20 protein-coding genes and 1 pseudogene are annotated in these 23900 nt (G+C 72.3%); 5 read left to right on the forward strand and 16 right to left on the reverse strand.

What is annotated here, in order from left to right:
• Positions 1 to 3: 3 nt before the first annotated feature.
• The 3 genes and pseudogenes from ABZ865_RS35430 to ABZ865_RS35440 all read right to left on the reverse strand — a co-directional run.
• The gene (locus tag ABZ865_RS35430; RefSeq protein WP_361239650.1) at positions 4 to 930 is read right to left on the reverse strand and encodes a LysR family transcriptional regulator; all 927 of its coding nucleotides are present in this window, start codon (positions 928 to 930) and stop codon (positions 4 to 6) included.
• 87 nt (positions 931 to 1017) lie between these two features.
• The gene (locus ABZ865_RS35435; RefSeq protein WP_361239651.1) at positions 1018 to 2721 is read right to left on the reverse strand and encodes an NAD-dependent malic enzyme; all 1704 of its coding nucleotides are present in this window, start codon (positions 2719 to 2721) and stop codon (positions 1018 to 1020) included.
• Positions 2722 to 2881: 160 nt separating this feature from the next.
• Positions 2882 to 3324 (reverse strand): annotated as a pseudogene (locus tag ABZ865_RS35440) (FAD-linked oxidase); the annotation flags it as partial.
• 94 nt (positions 3325 to 3418) lie between these two features.
• Here ABZ865_RS35440 and ABZ865_RS35445 point away from each other — a divergent pair.
• The gene (locus tag ABZ865_RS35445) at positions 3419 to 4402 is read left to right on the forward strand and encodes an aldo/keto reductase (RefSeq protein WP_361239653.1); all 984 of its coding nucleotides are present in this window, start codon (positions 3419 to 3421) and stop codon (positions 4400 to 4402) included.
• Positions 4403 to 4454: 52 nt separating this feature from the next.
• Positions 4455 to 4940, forward strand: a complete 486-nt coding sequence (locus ABZ865_RS35450) for a DUF6328 family protein (RefSeq protein WP_361239655.1) — start codon at positions 4455 to 4457, stop codon at positions 4938 to 4940.
• On the opposite strand, the gene ABZ865_RS35455 is transcribed toward ABZ865_RS35450, so the two are convergent.
• The 7 genes from ABZ865_RS35455 to ABZ865_RS35485 form a co-directional block, all read right to left on the reverse strand.
• Positions 4914 to 5576: a DUF2238 domain-containing protein gene (locus ABZ865_RS35455; RefSeq protein WP_361239657.1), complete on the reverse strand. Its 663-nt coding sequence runs from the start codon at positions 5574 to 5576 to the stop codon at positions 4914 to 4916. The genes ABZ865_RS35450 and ABZ865_RS35455 overlap by 27 nt on opposite strands.
• A gap of 117 nt (positions 5577 to 5693) precedes the next feature.
• A complete protein-coding gene (locus ABZ865_RS35460; protein ID WP_361239659.1) occupies positions 5694 to 6734 on the reverse strand; it encodes a hypothetical protein in 1041 nt (346 codons plus the stop codon).
• Positions 6735 to 6891: 157 nt separating this feature from the next.
• Positions 6892 to 8460, reverse strand: coding sequence for a protein kinase (locus ABZ865_RS35465; RefSeq protein ID WP_361239661.1), 1569 nt, complete (start codon positions 8458 to 8460; stop codon positions 6892 to 6894).
• Between the two features lie 224 nt (positions 8461 to 8684).
• Positions 8685 to 9713 carry a polyprenyl synthetase family protein gene (locus ABZ865_RS35470; protein ID WP_361239663.1) on the reverse strand — a complete coding sequence of 343 codons (1029 nt, stop codon included), beginning with the start codon at positions 9711 to 9713 and terminating at the stop codon, positions 8685 to 8687.
• Positions 9710 to 10750, reverse strand: a complete 1041-nt coding sequence (locus ABZ865_RS35475; protein WP_361239665.1) for a tetratricopeptide repeat protein — start codon at positions 10748 to 10750, stop codon at positions 9710 to 9712. Before ABZ865_RS35475 ends, ABZ865_RS35470 begins: the two co-directional genes overlap by 4 nt.
• A 158-nt stretch (positions 10751 to 10908) precedes the next feature.
• Positions 10909 to 11583 (reverse strand): AIM24 family protein, encoded by a 675-nt coding sequence (locus tag ABZ865_RS35480; protein ID WP_361239667.1) that lies wholly within the window; start codon positions 11581 to 11583, stop codon positions 10909 to 10911.
• Between the two features lie 68 nt (positions 11584 to 11651).
• Entirely contained in the window at positions 11652 to 12893 is a 1242-nt protein-coding gene (locus ABZ865_RS35485) for a serine hydrolase domain-containing protein (RefSeq protein ID WP_361239669.1), read from the reverse strand.
• 308 nt (positions 12894 to 13201) lie between these two features.
• Here ABZ865_RS35485 and ABZ865_RS35490 point away from each other — a divergent pair, with 308 nt between their 5' ends.
• Both ABZ865_RS35490 and ABZ865_RS35495 read left to right on the forward strand, forming a co-directional pair.
• Positions 13202 to 14983, forward strand: a complete 1782-nt coding sequence (locus tag ABZ865_RS35490) for a M4 family metallopeptidase (protein ID WP_361239671.1) — start codon at positions 13202 to 13204, stop codon at positions 14981 to 14983.
• Between the two features lie 188 nt (positions 14984 to 15171).
• The gene (locus ABZ865_RS35495) at positions 15172 to 16395 is read left to right on the forward strand and encodes an SGNH/GDSL hydrolase family protein (protein ID WP_361239673.1); all 1224 of its coding nucleotides are present in this window, start codon (positions 15172 to 15174) and stop codon (positions 16393 to 16395) included.
• A 68-nt stretch (positions 16396 to 16463) separates the two neighbouring features.
• On the opposite strand, the gene ABZ865_RS35500 is transcribed toward ABZ865_RS35495, so the two are convergent.
• Genes ABZ865_RS35500 through ABZ865_RS35510 form a run of 3 tightly spaced genes read right to left on the reverse strand, consistent with a single transcriptional unit; the run spans position 16464 to position 19956 of the window.
• The gene (locus tag ABZ865_RS35500; RefSeq protein ID WP_361239675.1) at positions 16464 to 16814 is read right to left on the reverse strand and encodes a UBP-type zinc finger domain-containing protein; all 351 of its coding nucleotides are present in this window, start codon (positions 16812 to 16814) and stop codon (positions 16464 to 16466) included.
• Positions 16811 to 18283, reverse strand: coding sequence for an ATP-binding protein (locus tag ABZ865_RS35505; RefSeq protein ID WP_361239677.1), 1473 nt, complete (start codon positions 18281 to 18283; stop codon positions 16811 to 16813). Before ABZ865_RS35505 ends, ABZ865_RS35500 begins: the two co-directional genes overlap by 4 nt.
• A complete protein-coding gene (locus ABZ865_RS35510) occupies positions 18280 to 19956 on the reverse strand; it encodes an FAD-dependent oxidoreductase (RefSeq protein ID WP_361239679.1) in 1677 nt (558 codons plus the stop codon). The genes ABZ865_RS35505 and ABZ865_RS35510 overlap by 4 nt, the downstream gene beginning before the upstream one ends.
• A 220-nt stretch (positions 19957 to 20176) precedes the next feature.
• On the opposite strand from ABZ865_RS35510, the gene ABZ865_RS35515 reads away from it, so the two are divergent.
• Complete coding sequence (locus ABZ865_RS35515; protein WP_361239681.1) at positions 20177 to 21058, forward strand: universal stress protein; 882 nt, start codon at positions 20177 to 20179, stop codon at positions 21056 to 21058.
• A 1-nt stretch (position 21059) separates the two neighbouring features.
• On the opposite strand, the gene ABZ865_RS35520 is transcribed toward ABZ865_RS35515, so the two are convergent.
• From ABZ865_RS35520 to ABZ865_RS35530, 3 genes are all read right to left on the reverse strand, one after another.
• Positions 21060 to 22295 (reverse strand): DUF4032 domain-containing protein, encoded by a 1236-nt coding sequence (locus tag ABZ865_RS35520; RefSeq protein ID WP_361239682.1) that lies wholly within the window; start codon positions 22293 to 22295, stop codon positions 21060 to 21062.
• Positions 22296 to 22325: 30 nt separating this feature from the next.
• Positions 22326 to 23072, reverse strand: a complete 747-nt coding sequence (locus tag ABZ865_RS35525; RefSeq protein ID WP_361239684.1) for an MBL fold metallo-hydrolase — start codon at positions 23070 to 23072, stop codon at positions 22326 to 22328.
• An 83-nt stretch (positions 23073 to 23155) separates the two neighbouring features.
• Positions 23156 to 23785 (reverse strand): alpha-ketoglutarate-dependent dioxygenase AlkB, encoded by a 630-nt coding sequence (locus tag ABZ865_RS35530; protein ID WP_361239686.1) that lies wholly within the window; start codon positions 23783 to 23785, stop codon positions 23156 to 23158.
• Between the last annotated feature and the right edge of the window lie 115 nt (positions 23786 to 23900).

Raw genomic sequence — 23900 nt, forward strand, 5'->3', positions numbered from 1 at the left:
CCTTCAGGCGCGCCCCCCGGGCCCCCGTCCCGGTTCGGCCGTGGCGCGAAGCGCGTGGTCGATGAACCGCTGTGGGGCCGGGGGCAGGGTGCGGGCGGCCGGCCAGGCGATGCCGATGTCGCGGGCGCCGTGGACGTCGGTGACCTCCAGGTAGCGGATGGGGAGGTCCGGGTTGGTCTCCGCAGCCGTCGCGGCGCCCGGGGAGACCGGGATCAGGGACACGCCGAGACCGGCCGCGACCAGGCCGCGCAGGGTCTCCACCTCCTCGCCCTCGAAGCCGACGAGCGGGCTGAACCCGGCCTGGCGGCACAGTGTCTCGGTGCTGCCGCGCAGGCCGTAGCCGGGCTTGAGCACGATGAACCGCTCGTCGGCGACCTCGGCCAGGCGGACGCGCCGGCGCTGTGCGAGGCGGTGACGGGTGGGGACGGCGAGCCAGAGGGGTTCGACCAGGAGCCGTCGCCAGGCGATGAGCGGATGGCCGGGGTCCTTGCCCGTGATGATCAGGTCCGCGGTGGAGTCGAGGAGGCGCTGGGCGAGACTGTTCTCGTCCGCCTGGTGCAGTTCGAACCGGACGCCGGGGAAGTCCCGGCCGAAGCCGTCGACCAGCTTCGGCACCAGCCAGGTGCCCAGGGTGTGCAGAAAGGCCAGCGAGACCACGCCCGCGTCGGGGTCGACGACCTCGGCCACGGCCCGCAGGCCCCGGTCGTAACTGTCGAGCACGGCATCGACGTACTCCTTGAACACCCGTCCGGCCGGGGTGAGGCGCAGCACGCGGCCGACGCGCTGGAAGAGCTCCGCGCCGACCTCTCGCTCCAGCCGGTTCAGGGCCCGGGAGAGGGCGGGCTGGGTGACACGGGCGTCGGCCGCGGCCTCGGTCACCGTGCTTCCCTCGGCCACGGCCTGGAAGGACCGCAGTACCTGGAGATCCATGGCCCCATTCTCTCACCGCATCGGATTCCGCCCATTCAGGTCACCTGGGCATGACTGACGCCTGTACGGCCGGCCGCTGCGGGGACGTCAGACGGCCTTGACGGGCGGGTAGACCGGCTGCCACATGGCGGCCCGGACGCGGTCCTCGATGGAGTCGTCGACGGTCGCGCAGGCGACCCCGTCGGCGGCTGCGGCCCGGGCGACGGCGACGGCGACCGCGACCGACGTCTCCCGCAGCCGGCCGGTGAGCGGCAGAATCGGGGCGCCGGGGGCGGTGGCGTCGGTCTGCCCGGCGACGGCGTGCGCGGAGGCGGCCAGCATGCCGTCGGTGACGCGGTCGGCCCGGGCGACGATCGCGCCCAGCCCCAGGCCCGGGAAGATCAGCGCGTTGTTGGCCTGCCCGATCCGGTACCGGACACCGTCGTGCACGACCGCGGGGAAGGGGCTGCCGGTGGCGATCAGCGCACGGCCGTCGGTCCAGGTCAGCACGTCGGCGGGGACGGCCTCGGCCAGCCGGGTCGGGTTGGACATCGGCAGGATGATCGGGCGCTCGGCGTGGGCGGCCATCGTACGGACGATGTCCTCGGTGAAGGCGCCGCCCTGGCCGGAGGTGCCGATCAGCACGGTCGGGCGCACGCGCGCGACGACCTCGGCCAGCGGGATGCCGCCCACCTTCTCGTCCCGGCGCCAGTCGGCGACCTCGGTGGCCGGGCGGGTGTAGCGCGTCTGGACGTCGCGCAGGCCCTCCTGGCCCTCGGTGAGCAGGCCGTGGCGGTCGACGCCGTAGATGCGGGCGGTGGCCTGCTCGGGACTCAGCCCGTCGGCGACCATGGCGTCGCGCAGCTGGTCGGCGATGCCGATGCCGGCGGTGCCCGCACCGAAGATCACGACGCGGTGGTCGCGCAGCGGCACACCGCTGGCCTTGACGCCGGAGAGCACGGCCGCGAGGTTGACGGCGCCGGTGCCCTGGACGTCGTCGTTGAAGGTGAACTCGTCGTCGCGGTAACGGTCCAGGATGCGGCGGGCGTTGGCCGCGCCGAAGTCCTCCCAGTGCAGGAGGGCGTTCGGGAAGAGCCGGCGGGCGGTGGTGACGTAGGCGTCGATGAAGGCGTCGTACGTCTTCTCGTCCACGCGCGGGTGCCGGTTGCCCAGGTAGAGCGGGTCCTCCAGCAGTTCCTCGCGGTTGGTGCCGACGTCCAGCATGACCGCCAGCGTGCGGTTCGGGTCCACGCCGCCCGCGGCGGTGTACACGGCGAGCTTGCCGACCGCGATGTCGATGCCGCCCACCCCCCAGTCGCCGATGCCGAGGATCGCCTCGCCGTCCGTGGCGACGATCAGGTCCACGTCGTCCGCGCCCAGACCGGAGGCCTTCAGCGCGCCCTCGATCTCCTCAGGGGCGTCGACCGACAGATACACGCCGGCCGGGCGCCGGTACTCGTAGCTGTAGCGCTCGATCGCCCTGCCGACGGTCGGGGTGTAGACGATGGGCAGCATCTCGTCGAGGTGGTCACCGAGCAGTCGGTAGAAAAGCACCTGGTTACGGTCGTGCAGCGCCATGAGATTGACGTTCTTGGCCAGATCGGTCGGCTGTGCCGCGTACTGCTGGTACGCCCGCTCGGCCTGCTGTTCCAGGGTCAGCACGGCCGGCGGAACCAGACCCTGCAGGCCGAGTGCCTGCCGCTCCTCGTGGGTGAAGGCGGTGCCACGGTTCAGCCGGGGCTGGGAGAGCACGGCGCGTCCGCGCGCGGTCGTCTCGATGCGCCCTTCGGCGGCATTCCATCGGGTGGTCATGACCGGCTCCTTGTCGCTCCGGGGAATCCGTGATGTCAGCAAGGGTCGGTGGTCGGCTCGCATACGTCCAATGCCTGGAATCAAGGTAATCCATGAAGCCAAAGCATGTGCGGCACGCGCCACGCCACGCAGCACCACGATCACCGCCAGCGCCAGCCCGGGTCAGATGGGGTGCGGTGTCGACGAGCAGGACCGGCGTGTCCGCCGTCGTCCCCTCGGTGACCGTGAGTGGCGACCAGTCGTGCGAGCGGCCCCGCGCACGCACCCGCCATCCGCTGTGCCACGCCCAGTCGACGACGGCGAGCACCTGCTCCGGACCGGTCGACGCGCAGGCCCACAGCCCGTCGGCGGTGATCTCGCCCACCAGTTGCGGTACGCCGACCGGTAGAGCGTCACCTCCGTCGGAAAGCCGGGGAGTTCGGCCGCGGCGACGGCCGGGTCGGCCGCGAGCAGCACGGGTACGGCGGCCGGCGCAGCGGCGGCGCGCAGCGGGCCGCGGCGGCTGAACGGCACCGAACCACCACTGGCGGAGGGGGAGTTGTCCACCGGACGATCGATCACGGGTTCACGCTGGGCATCGCTTGACGATTCCTGGCGTTCCATCGACCCATATCACCCATGCGGGTGAAAAACGCTCGGGCTGTCCGCCGGAGTGACGCACTCCGCACCGGCCGGTGGCGGATGACACACTGGCGCCATGGACGAACGCGTGATGGGCAGGTCGGGACAGCGGGCATCGGTCGTCGGACTCGGCACGTGGCAGCTGGGCGCCGACTGGGGCGACGTGGACGACAAGGAGGCCCTGTCCGTCCTGGAGACGGCGGCCGAGTCGGGGGTCACCTTCTTCGACACGGCCGACGTGTACGGCGACGGGCGCAGCGAGGAGATCATCGGCACCTTCCTGAGCGGCCGGCCCGACCTGCACGTGCTCGTGGCCACCAAGATGGGCCGCCGGGTCGAGCAGATCCCCGGGAACTACGTCCTGGACAACTTCCGCGCCTGGAACGACCGCTCCCGCCGCAACCTCGGCGTCGACCGCCTCGACCTGGTCCAGCTGCACTGCCCGCCCACCCCGGTCTACTCCTCGGACGAGGTGTTCGACGCCCTCGACACCCTGGTGGCGGAGGAGCGGATCGCCGCGTACGGCGTGAGCGTGGAGACCTGCGCCGAGGCGCTGACCGCGATCGCCCGGCCGAACGTGGCGAGCGTGCAGATCATCCTCAACCCGTTCCGCATGAAGCCCCTGTACGAGGTGCTCCCGGCCGCCCGGGAGGCGGGCGTCGGCATCATCGCGCGCGTCCCGCTCGCCTCCGGTCTGCTGTCCGGCAAGTACACCAAGGACACGGTCTTCGCGGCCGACGACCACCGCACCTACAACCGGCACGGCGAGGCCTTCGACCAGGGCGAGACGTTCTCCGGCGTCGACTTCGCGCAGGGCGTCGAAGCGGCCGCCGAGTTCGCCGCGCTCGCCCCCGAGGGCTGGACCCCGGCCCAGCTGGCGCTGCGCTGGATCATCGAGCAGCCCGGCGTGACCACGGTCATCCCCGGCGCCCGCAACCCGGAGCAGGCCCGCGCCAACGCGGCCGCCGGAAAGCTGCCCCCGCTGCCCGAGGAGACGGTCACCGCGATCCGCGAGCTGTACGACCGCAGGATCAAGGACCAGGTCGAGCACCGCTGGTAGCGTCCGCCGGGCCCCCTGTTTCAACGAACGGCCGGACGGTTACACGCACCGCATGACCGAGGAGCCGAGGCGCAGGGGGCGCGACGAGACCGAGGAGGAGCGGGCCGACCGGATGTGGGGCGAACTCATCCAGGAGGTCCGGGTGGCCCAGACCGGTGTGCAGATCCTGTTCGGCTTCCTGCTGACCGTCGTCTTCCAGCCGAAGTACGACCGGCTCGCCCACGCGGACAAGGCCATCTACATCGTCACCGTCGTGCTGGGCGCGGCGGCCACCGGCGCCCTCGTGGGGCCGGTGTCGCTGCACCGCCTGGTCTCGGGGCTGCGGGTGAAGCCCCAGGCGGTGCGGCTGGCGTCCCGGCTGACCAAGGTCGGCCTGTTCCTGCTGCTCGCCACCATGACGGCCTCGCTGGTGCTCATCCTCCGGGTGGCCACGCACGGCGGCTTCGTGCCCTGGCTGGTCGCGGGGGTCGTCGCCTGGTACCTGCTGTGCTGGTACGCGCTTCCGCTGTGGTCACGGCGTCATTACAGGAGGCGCTGACTCCAGCGCCGCCAGCTGACGGTCGTGCACCCGGCTGAGCACCAGCAGCGAGACCACCGCCCCGATCAGGGCGCAGAACATGTCCCACTGGGTGTCCCACACATCGCCCTGGGTGGCGAGGAACGCGTCCGCGCCGTGCCCGCCGATCACGGCCGCGGCCCACTCCAGCAGTTCGAAGCAGGCGCTGAAGGCGAGGCAGGCGCACACGGTGAGCGGCGCCAGCCAGCGGCTGCCGCGCAGCGGCGAGGTACGGCTGAGCAGTTCGCGCACCAGGACGGCCGGCACGAAGCCCTGCATCAGATGGCCGAAGCGGTCGTACGGGTTGCGGGACAGGCCGAAGGTGTCCCGCAACCAGTCGCCCGCCGGTACCTGGGCGTACGTGTAGTGGCCGCCGACGGCGAGGACCAGCGCGTGCACGGCCAGCAGTCCGCACAGCAGCCCGGTCAGCGGGAAACGCCGCCACACCAGCACCACCAGGGGCAGCCCGAGCAGCGCCCAGAAGGTCTCCAGGAACCACGTCGTGCGGTCGCGCACGTCCCACGCCGACACGGCGAGGCCCACGGCCACCGCGGCCGCGAAGAGGGCGGGCGGCACGCGGCGCGGCGCGGTACGCGGGGCGGGATGCACTGCGGTCATGGCGGGCTCCTTGCCGGAGGGAGGAAGGAGCCCCATCGTGGCGGCCGCCGGCGCGCACGGGCATGAGTACGGCTACTCAGTCCGCACCGGGCGCCGGTGCTCCCGCCCGTGAGCCGTTCAGCCCCGCGGCCGGCCCTCGCGGGCTCCGCGCAGCGCGGCCAGGCAGCCGCCGATGGCCTGCTGGAGTTCCTCCAGGCGCTGGACCATGTCGTCCTCGTAGAAGTCCTGGGCGTCGTCGAAGGTCAGTTCCTCGAACGCCCGGGTCGCCTTCTGCAGGCTGCTGTAGAACTTCGTCCGCCGTTCCTGGACGCGCAGTTCGGGGTCGGCCTCGACCGTCTCGGCGACCAGGTTCCGCAGGGTGTCGTAGGCCTCGGTGGCCCACTCGCCGGTGTCCTCGGTGTCGTCCAGCTCGTCGATCAGCGACAGATGCCGCTCGGCCTCCTCGCGTAGTTCGGCGGGCGCGTCCACCGTCTGCCCGGCCGGGGTCCTGATCTGCCCGGACTCGGCGATCTGGCGGACATAGCCGATCCGGTCGGCGGCCCGGCTCTCGCTGGCGACGGCCTTCTTCAGGTCGTCGGTGCGTACGACGTCGCGGGCCAGCTCGGCCTGCAGGTCCGGGTCCTCCTTGAGCCGGTCCAGCAGGGCCGAACGGGCGGCCCGTGCGGTGGAGGGGTCGGCGAGGATCGCGGCGCGCAGCGCGGTCGGGTTCTCGGCGACCTCCAGGGCCTTGGTGGGGCGGATGCCCTCGGCCTCGGCGGCCTGGGCGATGGCGGTGCCGCGCTCGGACGTGCCGCTGTTGCGGGAGGTGTAGTAGCTCAGCCACACGTCGGCGTCCGGCAGTTCGACGTCCTGGCCGGGTTCGAGCGCCTCGAAGTGCGGGACGAGACCGTCGTCGGCCGCCCGGTCCCAGGCCTTGTAGTAGCGCATGACCCGCTCGGGCGAGCAGCCGGCCAGCTCCGCGAACTCCTTCGCCGAAACCTTCGGCGTCTCACCGGCCGCCTGCCCGCCGGGCCGCACGCTGCGCGCCACCATCAGCGCGAAGGCCCAGCCGCCGGTGCGCGCGTAGACGCCGAACTCGCGCGCGTCGCGCGCCACGAGGTCGGACAGGGGCGCCGGGGCGGGCGCGGACGTCTCGGACGGGTCGATGACCAGGGTCACGGATGACTCTCCTGCAGGCATGGCTCGATGGCTCGGTGGGACGGCACCCGGGTGTCCGGGCACAGGCAGGAAGCCTATATGGACTCATTGACGATGCTTTGCCAGGCCGAGCCAGGACAGGCCGAGCCGGGCTCGGCGGGGGTCGAGGGTGGCGGGGTCACTGCCTCGGTTCGCGGAAGGTCTCCAGGAAGGTCTTCAGGGCGAGCCGGTTGGCGGCGTCGTCCCAGTCCGCCGCCGGGGTGGTGAAGCGCAGCGAGCAGCCGCGGCCGGCGTCCAGCAGGAAGCCGCGCCCGAGGGTGTGGAGCCGTGCGTCGCCGGTCCCGGACAGCCATTCCAGGTCGGCGGCCTTGCGCCCCCGGTAGGTGGTGGCCTTCAGGGTGCCGACGCGGTGGTAGCCGCCGAGCCGCTCCAGGCCGGGCTCGACGTCGTCCCGCCACACGGCGACCGGATCCGGGCCCACGCGTTCGCTGTAGGTCACCGCGAGCGTCGGTGAGTCGCCGCCCGCGCCGAAGGTGACGCGGTAGGCACGGTCGGCACCACGCGCGGTGGCCAGCCGCTTCCAGCCCGAGGGCAGGGCCACCGTGAAGCCCTCGGGGGCGGCGTACGGGCGGTATCCGGCCGGCAGGGCGGAGGAGGCGCCGGAGCCGGGGGTGGATGTCGGGGTGGGGCCGGTCTCCGTGCGGCCGGCCGGCGGGGTGGCCGTGGCCGTCGGCCGGGACGGCGCCGCCGACGTGGAGGTGCCGGGCAGGAGGTGGACGGCGGCCAGCACGGCCGTGGCCACGGTGATGAGGGCCAGGGCGCTCCCGGCGGCCCACATGCGCCTGCCGCGTACCGGACCGGTGTGCCGTACGGCCGTGTAGGCGTCGCGGAGCCGGGGCACGGGGGCGAGGGACCGGTCGGCGTCGGCGTCCTCGTCCAGGGCACGGGTCAGGGCCTCGCGGACCACCGTACGGGTCAGCCGCTCGCGGGGGTTCTTGCGCAGCAGCCCCTGCACGGTCTGGGTGAGCGGGCCCGTGCGCAGCGGGCTGCGCAGCGGCAGTCGGTCCACGGCCTTCAAGGTGGCCTCGGGGCGGCCGCGGTCGCGGAAGGGCGGCCGGCCCTCGACCATCGTGTAGAGGATCGCGCCCAGTGCCCACAGGTCGGCGGCCGGTCCGATGCGCTCGTCGCGGGCCTGTTCCGGGGAGGCGTACGACGGTGCGGTGACCCTCGGGGCCAGGGTCGTGCCCGCGAGACCGAACCCGGCGACCACGACCTGTTCCCCGTCCCGCACGAAGATCTGGCCGGGGCTCAGCTCGCCGTGGGTGATGCCTTCGTCGTGCGCCGACTGGAGCACGTCGAGGATCTCGAGGCCGATCCGGGCCGCGCGGACCGGGTTGAACGGGCCCTCCGCACCGAGGAGTTCACCGAGGGGAGTGCCGTCGATCCACTCGACCGCCGTCCACAGGCTGCCCCCCTCCACGACGGCGTCGACGACGGTGGCGACCCGGCCGGGCCGCAGCAGCCGCATGGTCTCGGAGGTCCGGACGACCCGGGACGTGGCGCGTCGTACGGTGTCCCGGTCGGCGGTGTCCGGCAGGCCGGTCTGGGCCACCAGCCGGGGCCGGTTCACCGGCACGTCCTCCGCGTACCACCACTGGCGGTTCGTCTCGCGGGAGAAGACCTCCAGGAGCCGGTACCGTCCGGCGACCAACTCGTGTGCGGAGACGTGCGCCTTGACCATGGTCATCCCTCGCTGAAACCCCTGCCTCGTCTTGTGCAGAGGTACGCGGGGCGCGCGGGGGAGCGTTCAAAGCATCCGCAACTCCTGCTCCAGTTCTGCCTTTTGTTCAACCTGTCGAAAAGGTTTGCGAGTTTGGGAAGGTGGCGTGCGGCCGGGTATCGACCTGCGGGTAACCGACGGTAAACACCCGGACGCGGCGCAGGCCGCCACGGCCGTCGGAGGGCCGGGGTTCAGAGGTCTCGGCCCGCCAGGAAGTCCAGCAGCCGGAACAGCTCCCCGGCACCGGCGGTGGTCAGGGGCAGGCCCACCAGCAGGGTGCGCGCGGCGGCCGTGTGGGTGTCGGCCTCGGCCAGGGCGGCCGCCCGGCCGCCGGCCTCTTCGACGAGCGCGGCCGCCTCCTCGGTCCGTCCGGCGTCCAGCAGGGCGGGCAGCCGGCGGGCGGCGGGGGAGCCGAGGGCGGCCAGGACCGGGAAGGTCTTCTTGCGCTCGCGCAGATCGCCGCCCACGGGTTTGCCGGTCACGTCCGGGCGGCCCCAGATGCCCAGCACGTCGTCCACCAGCTGGAAGGCGACGCCAAGATGGCGCCCCGCCTGGTCAAGCGCGGCGACCGTCGGCCCGGGAGCGCCGCCCAGCGCGGCACCGAGCGCGATGGCACAGCCCAGCAGCGCGCCCGTCTTGTGCTCCGCCATCGCCCGGTACTCGCCCGGCGTCACCCGCTCCGGCCCGGCGAAGGGCCGTGCGGCGAACAGCAGGTCGTCGGCCTGCCCGCGCACCAGATCGGCCAGGGCCGTGGACAGCAGCCGTACGGCACCGGGTCCGCCCGGCGCGGCGGCGAGGGTCTCGACCGCGAGGGCGAACAGGGCGTCACCGGCGAGGACCGCCGGGCCCGTGCCGTACGCCTTCCAGACGGCGGGGCGGCCGCGCCGGGTCGCGTCGCCGTCCATGACGTCGTCGTGCAGCAGCGAGAAGGCGTGCACCAGCTCCACCGCGACCGCCGCGGGCACCCCGGCCCGCGCGTCGGCGCCCGCCGCCTCGGCGCCGAGCACCGCCAGCGCCTGCCGTACGCCCTTGCCGCCGGACGCGGCCGCGCCGGCACCGCCGACCTCGCACCAGCCGAAGGAGTACGCGGCCAACTCGGCCACCCACGGATGCAGCCGGCCCACCGCCTCCGTCAGCGCGGGGCGGACCAACTCCCGGCAGCGGGCCAGGACTTCGGGGGCGGACGGCGGTGCCTGCACCGCCGGGGGAAGCGGTGTCATCGTACGACCTCCGCGTCCAGGCCGAACTCCTGCTGCGTCCGGGCCACCATGGCCCGCGCGTGCCGCAGCCCGCTGCGTTCCAGCGTGCGGGCCAGATCGGCCAGTTCGGCCGCCGTCCGGGCCCGGTCGCGGCCCAGCCGGAACAGCGCCTTGGCCAGACCGAGCCGGGCCAGTGCCTCGCCGCGCGGCTCGCTCATCGCGCGGAACTCCGCCAGGGCCAGCTCGTACAGGTCCCGGGACTCGGCGTAACGCCCGGCGCGGTAGAGGACGTTGCCGCGCATCTTGTGGTTGTAGGCGAGCGCGCTGGACAGGTTCATCGCCCGGCAGGACGTCTCCGCCCGCGACAGCAGCGCCAGGGCCCCCTCGGTGTCGCCGTCGCGCACCGAGACGATGTCCGCGAGTCCGCGCAGCGCCCAGGCGTGGCCGCGCCGGTCCTCGGCCCGCTCGGCTATCTGCGCCGCCTCCTCGAACAGCGCGTACGCCCTGTCGTACTCCCCGGTGTTGCGGTGCATCTGCGCGATGCCCTCCAGCGCCCACACCGTGTGCCGGGCCTCCCCGCGCCGGCGGGCCTCGGCCAGCAGCTGCTCGTGCAGACGGCCGACCGCCGCGTAGTCACCCTGGATCCGGCCGGTCTCCGCGAGGCCGGCCAGCGAGTAGCCGCGGACAACGATGTCGCCGCCCTGCTCGCCGAGTTCGGCCGCCAGCCCGAGCAGCCGCCAGGCCAGCGGGAACGCCCCGCGCTGCCGGGCCAGGGTGCCGCCGCTCCACAGCGCCCACGCCATCGCCGCGGTGTCCCCGGCGCCCCGCGCGGCCCGGTAACTCGCCTTCCAGGCCCGGTCGGCCTCGCGCACCTGGCCGAGCCGCCGGTGTGCCTCGGCCACGGCGAGCCCGCAGCGCGCCGCCTCGTCGGGCCGCCCGGAGCGCTCGGCCTCGCGCAGCCGTTCGGTGCCCTCGGCCAGCACATCGACCAGCGAGGAGTTCACGGACAGGGTGGTCAGGGCGCCCTGGTACTCCGGGGCGGAAGCCTTGCCGTACATGCGTGCCCTTCTATACACAGAGTGTATACATGGTGTGTATAGCATCTCGGAAAAATGCCCCGGCCCCCCGGAGGGAGCCAGGGCGTGGTCTGTTGCCGGTCAAGACGCGGGTACGGCGACGGGGGTTGCCTGTGAGGCGCAGATCACCCCGTGCGGCGTCAGTGCTGCTGCACCTTCTGCGGCAGGGCCTCGCTCGGCCGCACCACGACGAACCCCTCGCCCTGGAGCATCAGCTGCACTGCCTCGCCCGAACCGCCGCGCAGCATCGAGCCGAAGGACTGCGAGCGGTGCAGCGCGGTCTGCAGATGCGCGGTCCAGCCGACCACCGCGTCCGTGTCGACGTAGACCGGGTACTGCGCCGAGACCGGTATGACCAGCGGGTTGCCCTCGCAGACCAGGCCGAGCCGGCCGTGCCCGCTGAACACGCTGTTGAACAGGCCGCCGCCGGCGATGCCGGAGCCCTTCACGGTCTTGATCTCGTACGACAGCGTGGCGTCGAAGCACAGGACGTTGCGGCCGTTGACGGTGAACTGGTCGCCGGGCTCCACCTCGACGATGAAGCAGTTCTGGGCCTCGTGCGCGAACCAGACCTCGCCCTGCCCGCGCACCGCCATCAGCGGCAGCCCCTCACCGGTGACCGCGCGCTTGAGCATGCCGCCCACGCCCTGGCCCTTGCGCTCGAACTGGAGGCTGCCGCGGTGGGCGATCATCGCGCCCTGCCGGGCGAACATCTCGCCGTTCACCGCGTACTTGATGCACTTGGCGTTCTCGACGCTCATCCCCGGCTCGACGGCCGGCCGCACCACATGACTGGAAAAGAGATCACCCTTCATGCGGGGCATGGTGTCCCGGACGGCCCGGTTCCGCCAAGATCACGGAATGTATCTGTTGTGCGACAGGACTACTCTTCCCCGTCCACCCGGTCCGCCCGGTCCACCCCGCGCACTCCGACCGTCGAGCCGCGCACTCCGACCGCCGAGCCGCGCGGTGCCTTCGTCCTCTTGCCGCAGAACGCCGACTCCAGGGTGCCCGCCAGGGTGTCGAGCACCTTGCCGTTGTTGGAGGTGTTGACCACGGCGGTCATGCTGCGCCCGCCGTCCTTGGTGGTGAACGCGTACGTGTAGTAGCCCTGGACGGCGCCCGTGTGGCCGTAGACCGAGATGCCGCAGGACAGGTCGCGGCGCCGCAGCCCGAGCCCGTACGCGGTGGTGCTGTTGACCTTCGTGAAGCGCTCCATCTCCGCGAGCCGCGCGGAGGACATCAGCCTGCCGCCGAGCAGCGCGGAGTAGAAGGTGTTCAGATCCTTCGCGCTGGAGATGATCGCGCCCGCGCTCTGCGCCCAGGACACCGTCTGGGAGGTGGCGTCGACCAGCGCGGGGCCGGCCTGGTCCGAGGTCAGATAGCCGCGGGCGTACCGGCCGGGGATCCGGGTGTCCGGGTGGACGTAGAAGGTGTCGCTCAGCTTCAGCGGCTTGAAGATGCGGTTCTCGTACGCGCTCTTCACGGAGTGCCCGGTGAGCTTCTCGATGAGCAGGCCGGCGACGACGAAGTTGGTGTTGGAGTAGGAGTAGGCGGCCCCCGGCGCGTTGGTGCGCGGCTTCTTCAGGGAGAGCTTGACTAGGTCGCGGTAGGTGAAGACCTTGTTCCGCACGGCCTCGAATCCGGCCACGCTCTTCGCGAACATGTCGTCGGTGTAGTCGTACAGCCCGCTGCGGTGGCTCAGTACGTGCCGGACCGTGATGCGGTCGTCCGGCAGCAGTTTCGGCACATAGCGGTTGACCGGCGCGTCCAGGTCCAGCTTGTGCTCGTCCGCGAGTTGCAGCAGCACCACGGCCGAGAAGGTCTTGGTGACGCTGCCGACGCGGAAGCGGTCGGCGGTGCTGATGGCCCGCTTCGTGTTCCGGTCCGCGAGTCCCCGGGACACCAGGTACGTCATGCCGGGGTCGTCGATCCGGGCCCATGCCCCCGGCGCCCCCTGGGCACGTGCCGTGTGCAGCACTCCGTCCACGCCCGTGATGTCCGGTGTCGGAAGCGCCGCCGACGGGGTGTTCGTCTCCCCGGTCGCGGCCCGCGCGGGGACCGCGACGAGCGACAGCACGACCGCTCCCAGGACCGCGCCCCTGCCCATCGTTGCTGAGACCATCCGGCACCCACTCCCATATGTCCGGTTCGTGATGCGACATCAATCACATTCCGGCCTGGAACCTAGGGGATTGAGGCAGCGTCTCCACAGCCGACACACAGCTGGTCATCTGTTGATCACCCTGTGGCGCTCATTTGCAAAGGATTGTCATAGAAAGCTGCGAAATGGATCATTCCGGCTTTACGTGCCCATGACTGATCCGAAAGGGTGAGACCCGGGGCCCGACCAGCCCCCGTGGCGCGTCAACTGCGCCATGCCTCAAGGCGGTTGGTGATCCCGGCCGTCTTCGAACGAAGGAACCCTGATCAGTGCGTAGACCGCACATACGCAGCGTGGCGATCGCCGTCGCGGTGACGACGGCTGCCACGGGCCTGGCCGGCACGGCCTTCGCCGGTACCTCCACGGGGGTGGAACGGTCCGCCGCGTCCTCCGTCTCCACGGCGACGGTGGTGGTGGAGGCGGCGCGCACCGCGGCCTTCGCCCACGCCACGGCGACCGGTGTCTCCCAGGGCGACGACCTGCACGCGCAGGACGTGATGATCGACCCCGAGGGCGCGCGCCACGTCCGCTTCGTCCGCACGCACAACGGCATGCCGGTCCTCGGCGGCGACCTCGTCGTCCACCTGAACCGGCAGCTGGCCTACACGGGTGTCACCCGTGCGGCCGGCGAGGCCGTCAAGCCCGCCACCACCAAGGCCAAGCTGACGGCCGGCCAGGCCGCCGCCAAGGCCGCCCAGGTCGCCAAGGGCGAGGCGGGCACGGCCGAGCTGGTGGTGGACGCCCGCGCGGGCTCCGCCGCCCTCGCCTACCAGGTGACCGTCACCGACAACGGCGCCTCCAGCACCGTCGTCATCGACGCCGTCACCGGCAAGGTGCGCAGCAACACGCCCGACGCCGACGAGTTCCTGTCGCCGAAGCTGATCGAGACCCTGCGCAAGCGGGGCGAGACCATCGACCCGGCCACCGGCACCGGTTCGGCCCCGGCCGGCCTGCTCGGCTCGGGTGTCTCCGGCGCCACGACCTACCCGTCGGCCGCCAAGGGCACCGGCAAGACCCTCTTCGTGGGCACCGTCGGCCTGACCACCACGCAGACCTCGCGTGGGCACTACCTGCTCAAGGACCCGAGCCGGTACGGCACCGAGACGCGCGACGCCAAGGGCAAGTACACCGAGAACTTCGGCGCGGGCGTGAAGTTCACCAACACCACCAACGTGTGGGGCAACGGCGCGACCACCAGCCGCGCCAGCGCCGCCGCGGATGCCCAGTACGGCGTCACCAAGACCCTGGACTTCTACAAGAAGACCTTCAACCGCAAGGGCATCGCCAACAACAGCAAGGCCGCCCGCGCGATGGTCCACTGGGGCAACAAGGTCGCCAACGCCTTCTGGGACCCGACCTGCAACTGCATGCTGTACGGCGACGGCGACGGCGAGATGTTCAAGAAGCCGCTCGTCGTCCTCGACGTCACCGGTCACGAGCTGACCCACGGCGTCGTGGAGGCCACCGCGAAGCTCGAGCCGACCTTCGTCGACTCGGACGGCAACCAGTACGGCGAGCCCGGCTCGCTGAACGAGTCGCTCGCGGACATCTTCGGCTCCAACGTGGAGTTCTACGCGAACAACACGAAGGACACCCCGGACTACCTGGTCGGCGAGAAGCTGGGCCTGGCCCAGAAGTTCCTGCGCCGCCTCGACCACCCGTCGCTCGACAAGCTCGAGGGCACGATCGACTACTGGTCGCCGGACACGTACTACACCGAGGTGCACGCCGGTTCCGGTGTCTCCTCGCACGCCTACTACCTCCTCGCGGAGGGAAGTGGCAAGAAGACGATCAACGGCGTCAACTACAACTCGCCGACCTTCAACGGCGCCACGGTGAAGGGCATCGGCCGCTCCAAGGCCACCGCCATCTTCTACCGTGCGCTCACCCGCTACATGGTCTCCACCACCGACTTCCACCAGGCGCGCATCGCGACGCTGAAGGCGGCCAAGGACCTGTACGGCACGAGCAGCACCGAGTACAAGACGGTGGACAAGGCGTGGGCCGCGGTCAACGTGACCGCCGCCAACACGCCGCGCGCCCACCACTGACGGACGGCACTACGCACCACCAGCACGACCGGATGCCCCGCCTCGCGCGGGGCATCCGCATGTCCGGGCCCCGCCGAGGTGCGGATCAGCGGTGTCGGCGGGACGATGACCTCCGTGGGATACGCAGGCACGTCCCCTACGGTCCGTCCGAAGCCCGGCGCGTCCGTCACGCCGAGGGATGTGGTCCGGTGACCGGCCGGTTCGGGCGCGTCTGCCGTGTGGTGGCCGTCCTCGTGGTCGCCGCCGCCGGGCAGTCCGTGCCCGCGCGGGCCGCCCCGGCCCTTCCCGGGGCCAGCACCCGAGCCTCCGGAGTCGTCACCTGGGCGGCGAGCGCCGACCGGGTCGGAACGGGCGTCGCCGACCGCGGCTACCGGCTCGTCGTGCGCACCAGCGTCGGCGGCAGCGACCTGCGCGTCCGCCTCTCCAACGCCTTCGGCGACCGCCCCCTCACCGTGGACGACGTCTACGCGGGCCTGCGCGGCCGGGGTGCCGCCCTGCGCACGGGCAGCAACCGGCGGCTCACGTTCGGCGGGTCCCGGACGGTCACCGTACCGGCGGGTGCCGCCGCGTGGAGCGATCCGCTGCCCGGCACGGTCCCCGCCGGGACGGGCCTGGTCATCAGCCTGCACACCCGGGACGCGGCGGGCCCGGCCACCGGCCACGGGCTGGCCATGCAGACGTCGTACATCAGCGAGGGCGACCACACCGCCGAGGAGGGCGGCGCCAACTGGACGCTGCCCACCGGCTCCTGGTGGTACCTCGACGCGGTCTCCGTACGCCCGACCCGCCCCGGCACCGGCGCCGTCGTCGCGCTCGGCGACTCCATCACCGACGGCTGGCAGTCCACGGTCGACCTCGACCGGCGCTGGCCCGACTACCTCTCCCGCCGCCTGCGCACGGCCCGCACGGCGGTGGAGGGCGTGGCCGACGAGGGGATCTCGGGGAACAAGCTCCTCACGGACGATGGCGGCGGGCAGAGCGCCCTGCACCGGCTGGACCGGGACGTGCTGTCCCAGCCCGGCGTGCGCACCGTGCTCCTCTTCGAGGGGGTCAACGACCTCAAGGCGCACACCGGCGTCTCGGCGGCCGATCTGATCGCCGGGTACCGGGAGCTCGTCCGGCGGGCGCACGCGGCCGGGAAGTGCGTGGTCGCCGCGACCCTCGGCCCGTTCGAGGGCTGGCCCGAGTGGGACCTGGCCGCCGAGGCCGTACGCCAGGCCGTCAACCGGTTCATCCGGAACGGCGGCGGCTTCGACGCGGTCGCCGACATCGACCGCGCCCTGCGCAGCCCCTACGACCCCGAGCGGCTCCTGCCCTCCTACGACGGCGGCGACCACCTGCACCCGGGTGACAAGGGGATGCGGGCGATCGCCGACGCCGTGGACGTGGACAGCCTGCACTGCGGACGCTGAACCGTCGCGCCTCCGGCCCGGGGAGCTTCAAGCCCGGCCCAGGAAGGCTCAGCCCGGCCCAGGGACTTTCAGCGCAGTGTCTGCGCCCAGTTCACCGGGACCCGCCCCGCCGGTCCCGGTGCCGGCTGGTCCGCCGGATGGCTGGTCGGGGACGCGAGCCGGGGACCGGAGTCGTACAGCTCGTCCGTGGCGAAGTCCCAGAACCAGTCCTCGCCCGGCTCGAAGCTCTGGATCACCGGATGCCCGGTCTCCCGGTAGTGCGCCGTGGCGTGCTTGGCGGGGGAGTCGTCGCAGCAGCCGATGTGTCCGCACTGCGCGCAGCGGCGCAGATGGAACCACCAGCCGCCCGCCTCGTCGCACTCGACGCAGCCGGTGCCGCTCGGCGGGACGCTCGGGTCGATCGCGGTCTCACCGCTCATGCTGCCTCCTCGGGAGTCGGGCCGGACGCCTCGTCCGGCATCTCGGCGGTCAGCGGAAGGAAGACCTGGAAGCGGGTGTCGCCCGGCACCGAGTCCACCCGCAGGCTGCCGTGGTGCTTGTTGACGACGATCCGCCAGGAGATGTCCAGGCCGAGACCGGTGCCCTCACCGACCGGCTTGGTGGTGAAGAACGGGTCGAAGATCCGGCCCTTGATGTCCGCCGGAACGCCGGCCCCGGTGTCCCGGAACTCCACCAGCACCCGCTCGTGGTCCAGCGCGGTCCGCACGGTCAACGTGCCGTCCCCGCCCGCGCTGTTGATCGCGGACACCGCGTTGTCGATCAGGTTCGTCCACACCTGGTTCAGCTCCGCCGGATAGGCGGGGACCGGCGGCAGCGTGCGGTCGTACTCCTTGACCACCTCGATGCGCCCGCCGATCTTGGCGGACAGCATCATCAGGGTGCTGTCGAGGAGTTCGTGCACGTCCACCACGCGGTACGGCGCCCGGTCCAGCTGCGAGTACTGCTTGGCCGCGTCCACGAGATGCGAGATACGGGTGGTGGAGTCCTCGATCTCGTTCATCAGCAGCTCGGTCTCGATGGTGTAGTTGAGCCAGCTCACCGCCCCGGGCAGGATCTCCTCGTCCACGGCGGCGGCGACCTGCTCCAGCCAGTCGGTGTCGAGCCCGGCCTGCACGAAGGTGGGCGCGAGCTGCCAGCCGTGGTCGATGCCGTGGTCCTCCATCCAGTCGGTGAGCTCGTCCTCCCGGTCGGAGGCCTCGAGCGGGCTGAGCGCCGGGGCTTTCGCGACCCGTTCGGCCGTACGCTCCTGGATCTCGACCAGACTCGCCAACTGGTCCCGGGAGAAGGGGCCTTCGGCGATCATGCCGAGCTTGTGCCGCATCTTCGCGACCCGCTCCCGCAACGTCGAGGTCGCCCGGACGGCGGCCGCGGCCGGGTTGTTCAGCTCGTGCGTGAGGCCGGCCGACAGCGAGCCGAGCGCCAGCAGCCGCTCCCGCTGCCCGACGGTGGCCTGGAGGTTCTTCGAACCGAAGAACAGGCCCTCCAGCAGGTGCACGGCCATCGGGAACCACTCGCTCATGATGTCCGCGAAGGTGTCCGCCGGAAGCACGAAGAACCGCGTCGGCTCCGTCACCCGCATCGAGTTGTTGTACACCTGCCGCACCCGGTCCCCGAGGTACGCCTGCATGGCGCCCGCGTACACCCCGGGCTGCGAGGTCCGGGTCACCTCGACGTCGTCGCCGCCGACCCGGCGGGAGAGCACGACCGTGCCCTCGATCATCACGAAGAAGCAGGTGGCCGGGTCACCCTCGGCGTACACCGGCCCGGGCTGGAACAGCTCCACCCGGCCCTCGCCGCACAGCCGCCCCAGCTGCTCGGGCTCCAGCTTCTCGAACAGGAACAGCGAGCCGATCTCCCTCGGGCTGCACGGCATCGACTGCCCGCTCATGACTGCTCCAGATACCGGTGGACGAGCATCACGGCCATGGCTCCCTCTCCGACGGCGGACGCGACCCTCTTCGCGGACTCGGCGCGCGCGTCGCCCGCCACGAACACGCCGGGGACGCTGGTCTCCAGGTGGTACGGCGGGCGGTCCAGCTCCCAGCCGGCCGGCGGCCGCCCGTCGGCGGTCAGATCGGGCCCGGCCAGGATGAAGCCGCGCTCGTCGCGCAGCACGGAGTCGCCCAGCCAGTCGGTCAGCGGAGCCGCGCCGATGAACACGAACATCCACTGGGCGTCGACCTGTTCGCTCTCACCGCTCGCCACATGACGCAGCGTCAGCCGCTCCAGACGCTCCGAGCCGTGTGCCGCGTCGACCACCGTGTGACTGCGCACCGCGATGTTCGGGGCCTCCTCGATCTGCTGGATCAGGTAGTGCGACATCGACGCCGACAGATCGGGGCCGCGCACCAGCAGCGTCACCGACTTGGCGAACCGGGACAGATACATCGCCGCCTGGCCCGCCGAGTTGGCGCCGCCGACGATGTACACGTCGTGCCCCTGGCAGGCGGCCGCCTCGGTGAGCGCGGAACCGTAGAACACCCCGCAGCCGGTGAGATCGGTGCAGCCCTGGGCCTCCAGCTGCCGGTACTGCACGCCGGTGGCCAGGATGATGCTGTGCGCCGCGATCGCCGAGCCGTCCGCGAACCGTACGACGCGGGCCGCCCCGTTGACCTCGAGCCCGGTCACCTCACGCGCGGTCAGGATCTCCGCGCCGAACTTGGCCGCCTGCCGCCGCGCCCGGTCGGTGAGCTGGGCGCCGGAGACGCCGTCGGGGAAGCCGAGGTAGTTCTCGATGCGGGAGCTCTGCCCGGCCTGCCCGCCGGTCGCCTCCCGCTCCACCAGGACCGTCCTGAGGCCCTCCGAGGCCCCGTACACGGCGGCGCCCAGCCCGGCCGGGCCGCCGCCGATGACCACGAGGTCGTAGAAGTCGGCCGTCGGTGTCGTCGCCAGACCCACCCGCGCGGCCAGCTCGGGCGCCTCGGGCTCGACCAGGGCGGTGCCGTCCGGGGTGATGACCAGCGGCAGCCGCTGCCCGTCCTGTCCGGCCGCGGCCAGCAGCCGCTGTCCCTCCGGCTCCTCGACCGAGTACCAGCGGTACGGCACCTGGTTGCGGGCGAGGAACTCCCGCACGTCCGAGGAACGCGCCGACCAGCGGTGACCGACGACCTTGGTGCTGGGCACCGGCCGGTAGTCGCTGTGGCGCCACGCCTCCAGGAGGTCGTCCAGCACCGGATAGAGCTTCTCCTCCGGCGGGTCCCACGGCTTGAGCAGATAGTGGTCCAGGTCGACGACGTTGATCGCGTCGATCGCCGCGTTGGTGTCCGCGTACGCGGTCAGCAGCACGCGCCGCGCCCCCGGGTACACGTCCAGGGCCTGTTCCAGGAACTCGATGCCGTTCATCTGCGGCATCCGGTAGTCGGCGAGGATCACCGCCACCAGATCGCCGCGCAGCTTCAGTTCACGCAACGCGTCCAGCGCGGACTCGCCGGACTCCGCGCGGACGATGCGGTACCCCTTGCCGTAGCGCCGTCTGAGGTCGCGCGCGACGGCGCGGGAGACCCCCGGGTCGTCGTCCACGGTCAGGATGACGGTCCTCGCTGCGTCGGCAGCCTGTGCCATGCCTCTCCCACCCCGAGCGGTCGGGTCCACGGGACGGCGTCGCTGGTCCGCCGCACCGGTTCCCGCCCATCGTATGTTCGATCGCCCGGGTTCGCCCCGGCATCCGCCAGGACCGTGATCATCCGCCCGGTACCGAAGACATGCGCGGACATGAGCGCGACGTGGTGAAGACTGATCGGGACCGATCCCCGCGAACGCGGCACGACGAGGAGGCCCACGCATGACACGCCCGATCACGGCAGGGGTGGACGGTACGGAGGAGAGCCTGGCCGCGCTGGACTGGGCGGCCAGGGAGGCCGTGCGCCGGGGCCTGCCCCTGCGCGTCGTGCACGCGTGGCGCTACGCCGAGTCGCTCGCCACGGCCGACCGGGACACCCAGCACGGCTGGGTGTCGGACGGGGTCGCGGAGGCCATGCGCACCGTCTCCGGGCGGCATCCGGGGCTCGAGGTCCGGATGGACGTGGTCGAGGGCGGGCCCGCGCAGGCGCTGGCCGACGCCGCGGCGGAGGCCGAGATGCTGGTCCTGGGCTCGCGCGGGCACGGACCGGTGATCGGGTTCCTGCTCGGCTCGGTCGGCCAGCAGGTGATCGCGGAGACGACCCGGCCCGTGGTCCTGGTGCGCGCCGGGGACCAGCCGGCGGCGGAGGCCGCGGGGCGGGACGTCGTGGTGGGCCAGCACGGAAGCGCCGAGGACAGCGCGGACGTGCTGCGTTTCGCGTTCGAGACGGCCGCCGCCCGCCGCGCCACCGTCCGTGCCGTCCGCGCCTGGACCCTGCCGCCGGTCTTCGCCTACAGCCCCGGTTCGCTCAAGCTCCTGGACGACGCCGGCGGCCTCGAACCGTACGAGAAGCAGGCCCTGGCCGACGCGCTGGCGCCCTGGCGGGAGCGCTTCCCGGACGTGCCCGTGGCCGAGCACGTGGAGATGGGCAGCGCGGGGCAGGTGCTGCTGTCGGTGGCCGGACGGGCCCAGCTGATGGTCGTGGGCCGGCGGGCCCGTCGTACGGCCGTCGGGGCCCGGATCGGCTCGGTCACGCACGGGGTGCTGCACCACGCCGGCTGCCCGGTGGCCGTGGTCCCGCACGAGCGGCCCGCGGACGCGTGACCTACTCGGCCGTCGTGGGCTCCAGGGTCGCACGGGCCTTCGGGAGCACGTTCTCGATGTAGTCCTTCACCGCCGTGTCGAGGCCGATGTCGTGCTGCGCCCGCTCGGACAGGTACCAGCGGTGTTCGAGCAGCTCGTGGTAGATCTCGGCCGGGTCCATCGTGCCGCGCAGGTCCGGCGGGACCGCGCGGACGGTCGGCCGGAACACGTCCCGCACCCAGCGGTGGGCCAGCACCTCCGGGCGGGCCGCGAGGGGATCGCCGGGCGCGTAGTCGTCCTGGGTGGCCATCCAGCTCTCCAGGTCGTTCAGCAGCCGCCGCGCCTGGTTCTCCTCGGTGTCGAGACCGGTCAGGCGCAGCAACTGGCGCTGGTGGTGGCCCGCGTCGACGACCTTGGGCACGAAGGTCACCGAGTCGCCGTTCGAGGAGTGCTCGATCTGCATCTCGGCCACGTCGAAGCCCAGGTCGTTCAGCCGGCGGATCCGGCGCTCGATGTAGTGGTACTTGCCCGCCGGGTACACCGAGGTGCGGGTCAGCTCCTGCCACAGGCCGCCGTACCGGGTGCAGATCTCGTGGCCGAACTCGACCGGGTCGACGGACGGGTGCAGCGCCCCCGACGCCTCCAGGTCCAGCAGCTCCCCGCTGATGTTGACCCGGGCCAGGTCGAGGTCGTACTCCCGCTGCCCGGGGCTGAGCCGGGGGTGCAGGTCGCCGGTCTCGGCGTCCACCAGGTACGCGGCGTAGGCGCCCGCGTCCCGGCGGAACAGCGTGTTGGACAGCGAGCAGTCGCCCCAGGCGAACCCGGCCAGGTGCAGCCGCACCAGCAGCACCGCTAGGGCGTCCATCAGGCGGTGCATGGTGGCCGGGCGCATGGTGGTCTCGAACATCGAGCGGTACGGCTGCGAGCCGCGCAGATGCCGGGTGACCAGCACCGGCTCCAGCGGGGCGCCCGCGCGGTCCCTGCGGCCGGTGACCACCGCGAGCGGGTCGACGGCGGGGATGCCCAGCCGGTCCAGGTCCCGCAGCAGTTCGTACTCGCGCAGCGCGGGCCGCTCGGCCAGCTCCTTGACGGCGATCACCTCGTCACCGGCGTGCGCGTACCGCACGACGTGCCGGGAGATGCCGCGGGGGAGCGGCACGAGGTACTCCTCGGGCCACTCCTCCAGGGGCACGTCCCAGGGCAGTTCGAGCAGGAGCGCGGGGTGCTCCGGGTTCGTGGCGCTGATCTGCAAGGCCATGGGCGAACCCTAAGTCCCCGTGCGGGGTCGCTAGGAGGCCCGGGACAGGGCCAGTTCGGCGGCGGCCCGGACCGGGCCCCGGTGGACCGGGCCGTGGCCGGGCAGCAGGGTGTCGCCGTCGAGCTTCCCGATCAGCTCCAGCGAGGCCACCGCCCCCGGGCGGTCGTGCTGGAAGAAGTCGAGCACCATCTGCGGGCCCTTGATCCGCGAGGTCGCGTGGCCGCTGACCAGGGCGTCGCCGGAGATCACGATGCCGGCGTAGGGCAGGTGGTAGACGCAGTGGCCGTCGGTGTGGCCGGGAGTGTGCACCGGGACGGGACGCCCCGGCAGGTCGAGGGCGCCCTCGGTGGGGAACGGCTCGGGGGCGGTGACGGGGTTGTGGCCGGCGCCGCCGACCTTGAGCACGTGCACCGCCCAGGGCAGGACACCGGGCCGCCAGGCGTTGCGCACCACGTCGCCGATGGTGGCCTGCTGGAGGAACTCCCGGCGCGCGTGCGGGACTTCCGCCGGGTGCAGGTAGACCGGGGTGCCGTGGGTGGCGCGCAGGTACTCGGCCGAGCCCACGTGGTCGTTGTGCGCGTGGGTGATCAGCACGGCGGCGACCGCCTCCGGTGAACTGCCCACTTCGGCCAGGGAGTCGAGGACGCCCTGCCGGTCCCCGGGGTAGCCGGTGTCCACGAGGGTGACGGCGTCGCCGTCCTTGAGGATGACCCAGTTGACGTGGTTGCCGTGCACCAGATAGGTGCCCTCGGCGACTTGGTGTACCTCTGCGCGCATGCTCTCCCCAGCCCTCACGGCGGAACGTCGGGGACAGCCAACCAGATGCGCGGGCGCTGTGCGCAAGAGGGCCGCCGAACGGGTCAGCGCACGCCGTGCGGGCGGAACTGGACGCTGATCCGGGGCCCTGTCGCCCGAGCGGTCTTGGGGACGCAGTGCTCCCAGGTGCGTTGGCAGGAGCCGCCCATGACGATCAGGTCGCCGTGCCCCAGCGGCCGCCGGACCGTCGCGCCGCCGCCTCCCGCCGGCCGCAGCAGCAGGTCCCGGGGCGCGCCGACGGAGAGGATCGCGACCATGGTGTCCTCGCGGTTGCCCCGCCCGATCCGGTCGCCGTGCCAGGCGACGCTGTCCCGGCCGTCGCGGTAGAAGCAGAGCCCGGCGGTGGTGAACGGCTCACCCAGCTCGTCCGCGTAGTGCGCGCTGAGGGCCGCGCGGGCGTCGTCGAGCACCGGGTGCGGCAGCGGGTCGCCCTCGCCGTAGTGGGCGAGCAGGCGCGGTACGGCCACCACGTTGTCGTACATCGTGCGGCGCTCCGCCCGCCAGGGCACCTCCGCCGCGAGCTGTTCGAACAGGGCGTCGGCGCCGCTCAGCCAGCCCGGCAGCACGTCGATCCAGGCGCCGGCGCCCAGCTCGGTCCGGCTCAGCCCGTCGAGGGGACCGAGCCGCAGCTCGTCGGTCTGGTCGAACAGGGAGCCCTGGAGGTGCGTGGCCATGGGACCCAGCCTACCTCTAATCGAAAATACGTTCCCATTGTTGAACCTCCTGCCAGGGCTCTTTCGATACACCGCTGTATCGGATACATTCCCGTATCCGATGGAGGTCGCGACG

Source organism: Streptomyces sp. NPDC047085, from assembly GCF_040643735.1.
Taxonomy (GTDB): domain Bacteria; phylum Actinomycetota; class Actinomycetes; order Streptomycetales; family Streptomycetaceae; genus Streptomyces.

Bases quoted from the DNA above. Each gene is read 5' to 3' on its own strand.
- ABZ865_RS35455 (WP_361239657.1), bottom strand. From the start codon at position 5,576: ATGACCGCAGTGCATCCCGCCCCGCGTACCGCGCCGCGCCGCGTGCCG.
- ABZ865_RS35465 (WP_361239661.1), bottom strand. From the start codon at position 8,460: ATGACCATGGTCAAGGCGCACGTCTCCGCACACGAGTTGGTCGCCGGA.
- ABZ865_RS35530 (WP_361239686.1), bottom strand. From the start codon at position 23,785: ATGGCCACGCACCTCCAGGGCTCCCTGTTCGACCAGACCGACGAGCTG.
- ABZ865_RS35520 (WP_361239682.1), bottom strand. From the start codon at position 22,295: ATGGCCTTGCAGATCAGCGCCACGAACCCGGAGCACCCCGCGCTCCTG.
- ABZ865_RS35500 (WP_361239675.1), bottom strand. From the start codon at position 16,814: ATGAGCGGTGAGACCGCGATCGACCCGAGCGTCCCGCCGAGCGGCACC.
- ABZ865_RS35480 (WP_361239667.1), bottom strand. From the start codon at position 11,583: ATGAAGGGTGATCTCTTTTCCAGTCATGTGGTGCGGCCGGCCGTCGAG.
- ABZ865_RS35515 (WP_361239681.1), top strand. From the start codon at position 20,177: ATGACACGCCCGATCACGGCAGGGGTGGACGGTACGGAGGAGAGCCTG.
- ABZ865_RS35525 (WP_361239684.1), bottom strand. From the start codon at position 23,072: ATGCGCGCAGAGGTACACCAAGTCGCCGAGGGCACCTATCTGGTGCAC.
- ABZ865_RS35470 (WP_361239663.1), bottom strand. From the start codon at position 9,713: ATGACACCGCTTCCCCCGGCGGTGCAGGCACCGCCGTCCGCCCCCGAA.
- ABZ865_RS35505 (WP_361239677.1), bottom strand. From the start codon at position 18,283: ATGAGCGGGCAGTCGATGCCGTGCAGCCCGAGGGAGATCGGCTCGCTG.
- ABZ865_RS35445 (WP_361239653.1), top strand. From the start codon at position 3,419: ATGGACGAACGCGTGATGGGCAGGTCGGGACAGCGGGCATCGGTCGTC.
- ABZ865_RS35435 (WP_361239651.1), bottom strand. From the start codon at position 2,721: ATGACCACCCGATGGAATGCCGCCGAAGGGCGCATCGAGACGACCGCG.
- ABZ865_RS35475 (WP_361239665.1), bottom strand. From the start codon at position 10,750: ATGTACGGCAAGGCTTCCGCCCCGGAGTACCAGGGCGCCCTGACCACC.
- ABZ865_RS35510 (WP_361239679.1), bottom strand. From the start codon at position 19,956: ATGGCACAGGCTGCCGACGCAGCGAGGACCGTCATCCTGACCGTGGAC.
- ABZ865_RS35430 (WP_361239650.1), bottom strand. From the start codon at position 930: ATGGATCTCCAGGTACTGCGGTCCTTCCAGGCCGTGGCCGAGGGAAGC.
- ABZ865_RS35485 (WP_361239669.1), bottom strand. From the start codon at position 12,893: ATGGTCTCAGCAACGATGGGCAGGGGCGCGGTCCTGGGAGCGGTCGTG.
- ABZ865_RS35450 (WP_361239655.1), top strand. From the start codon at position 4,455: ATGACCGAGGAGCCGAGGCGCAGGGGGCGCGACGAGACCGAGGAGGAG.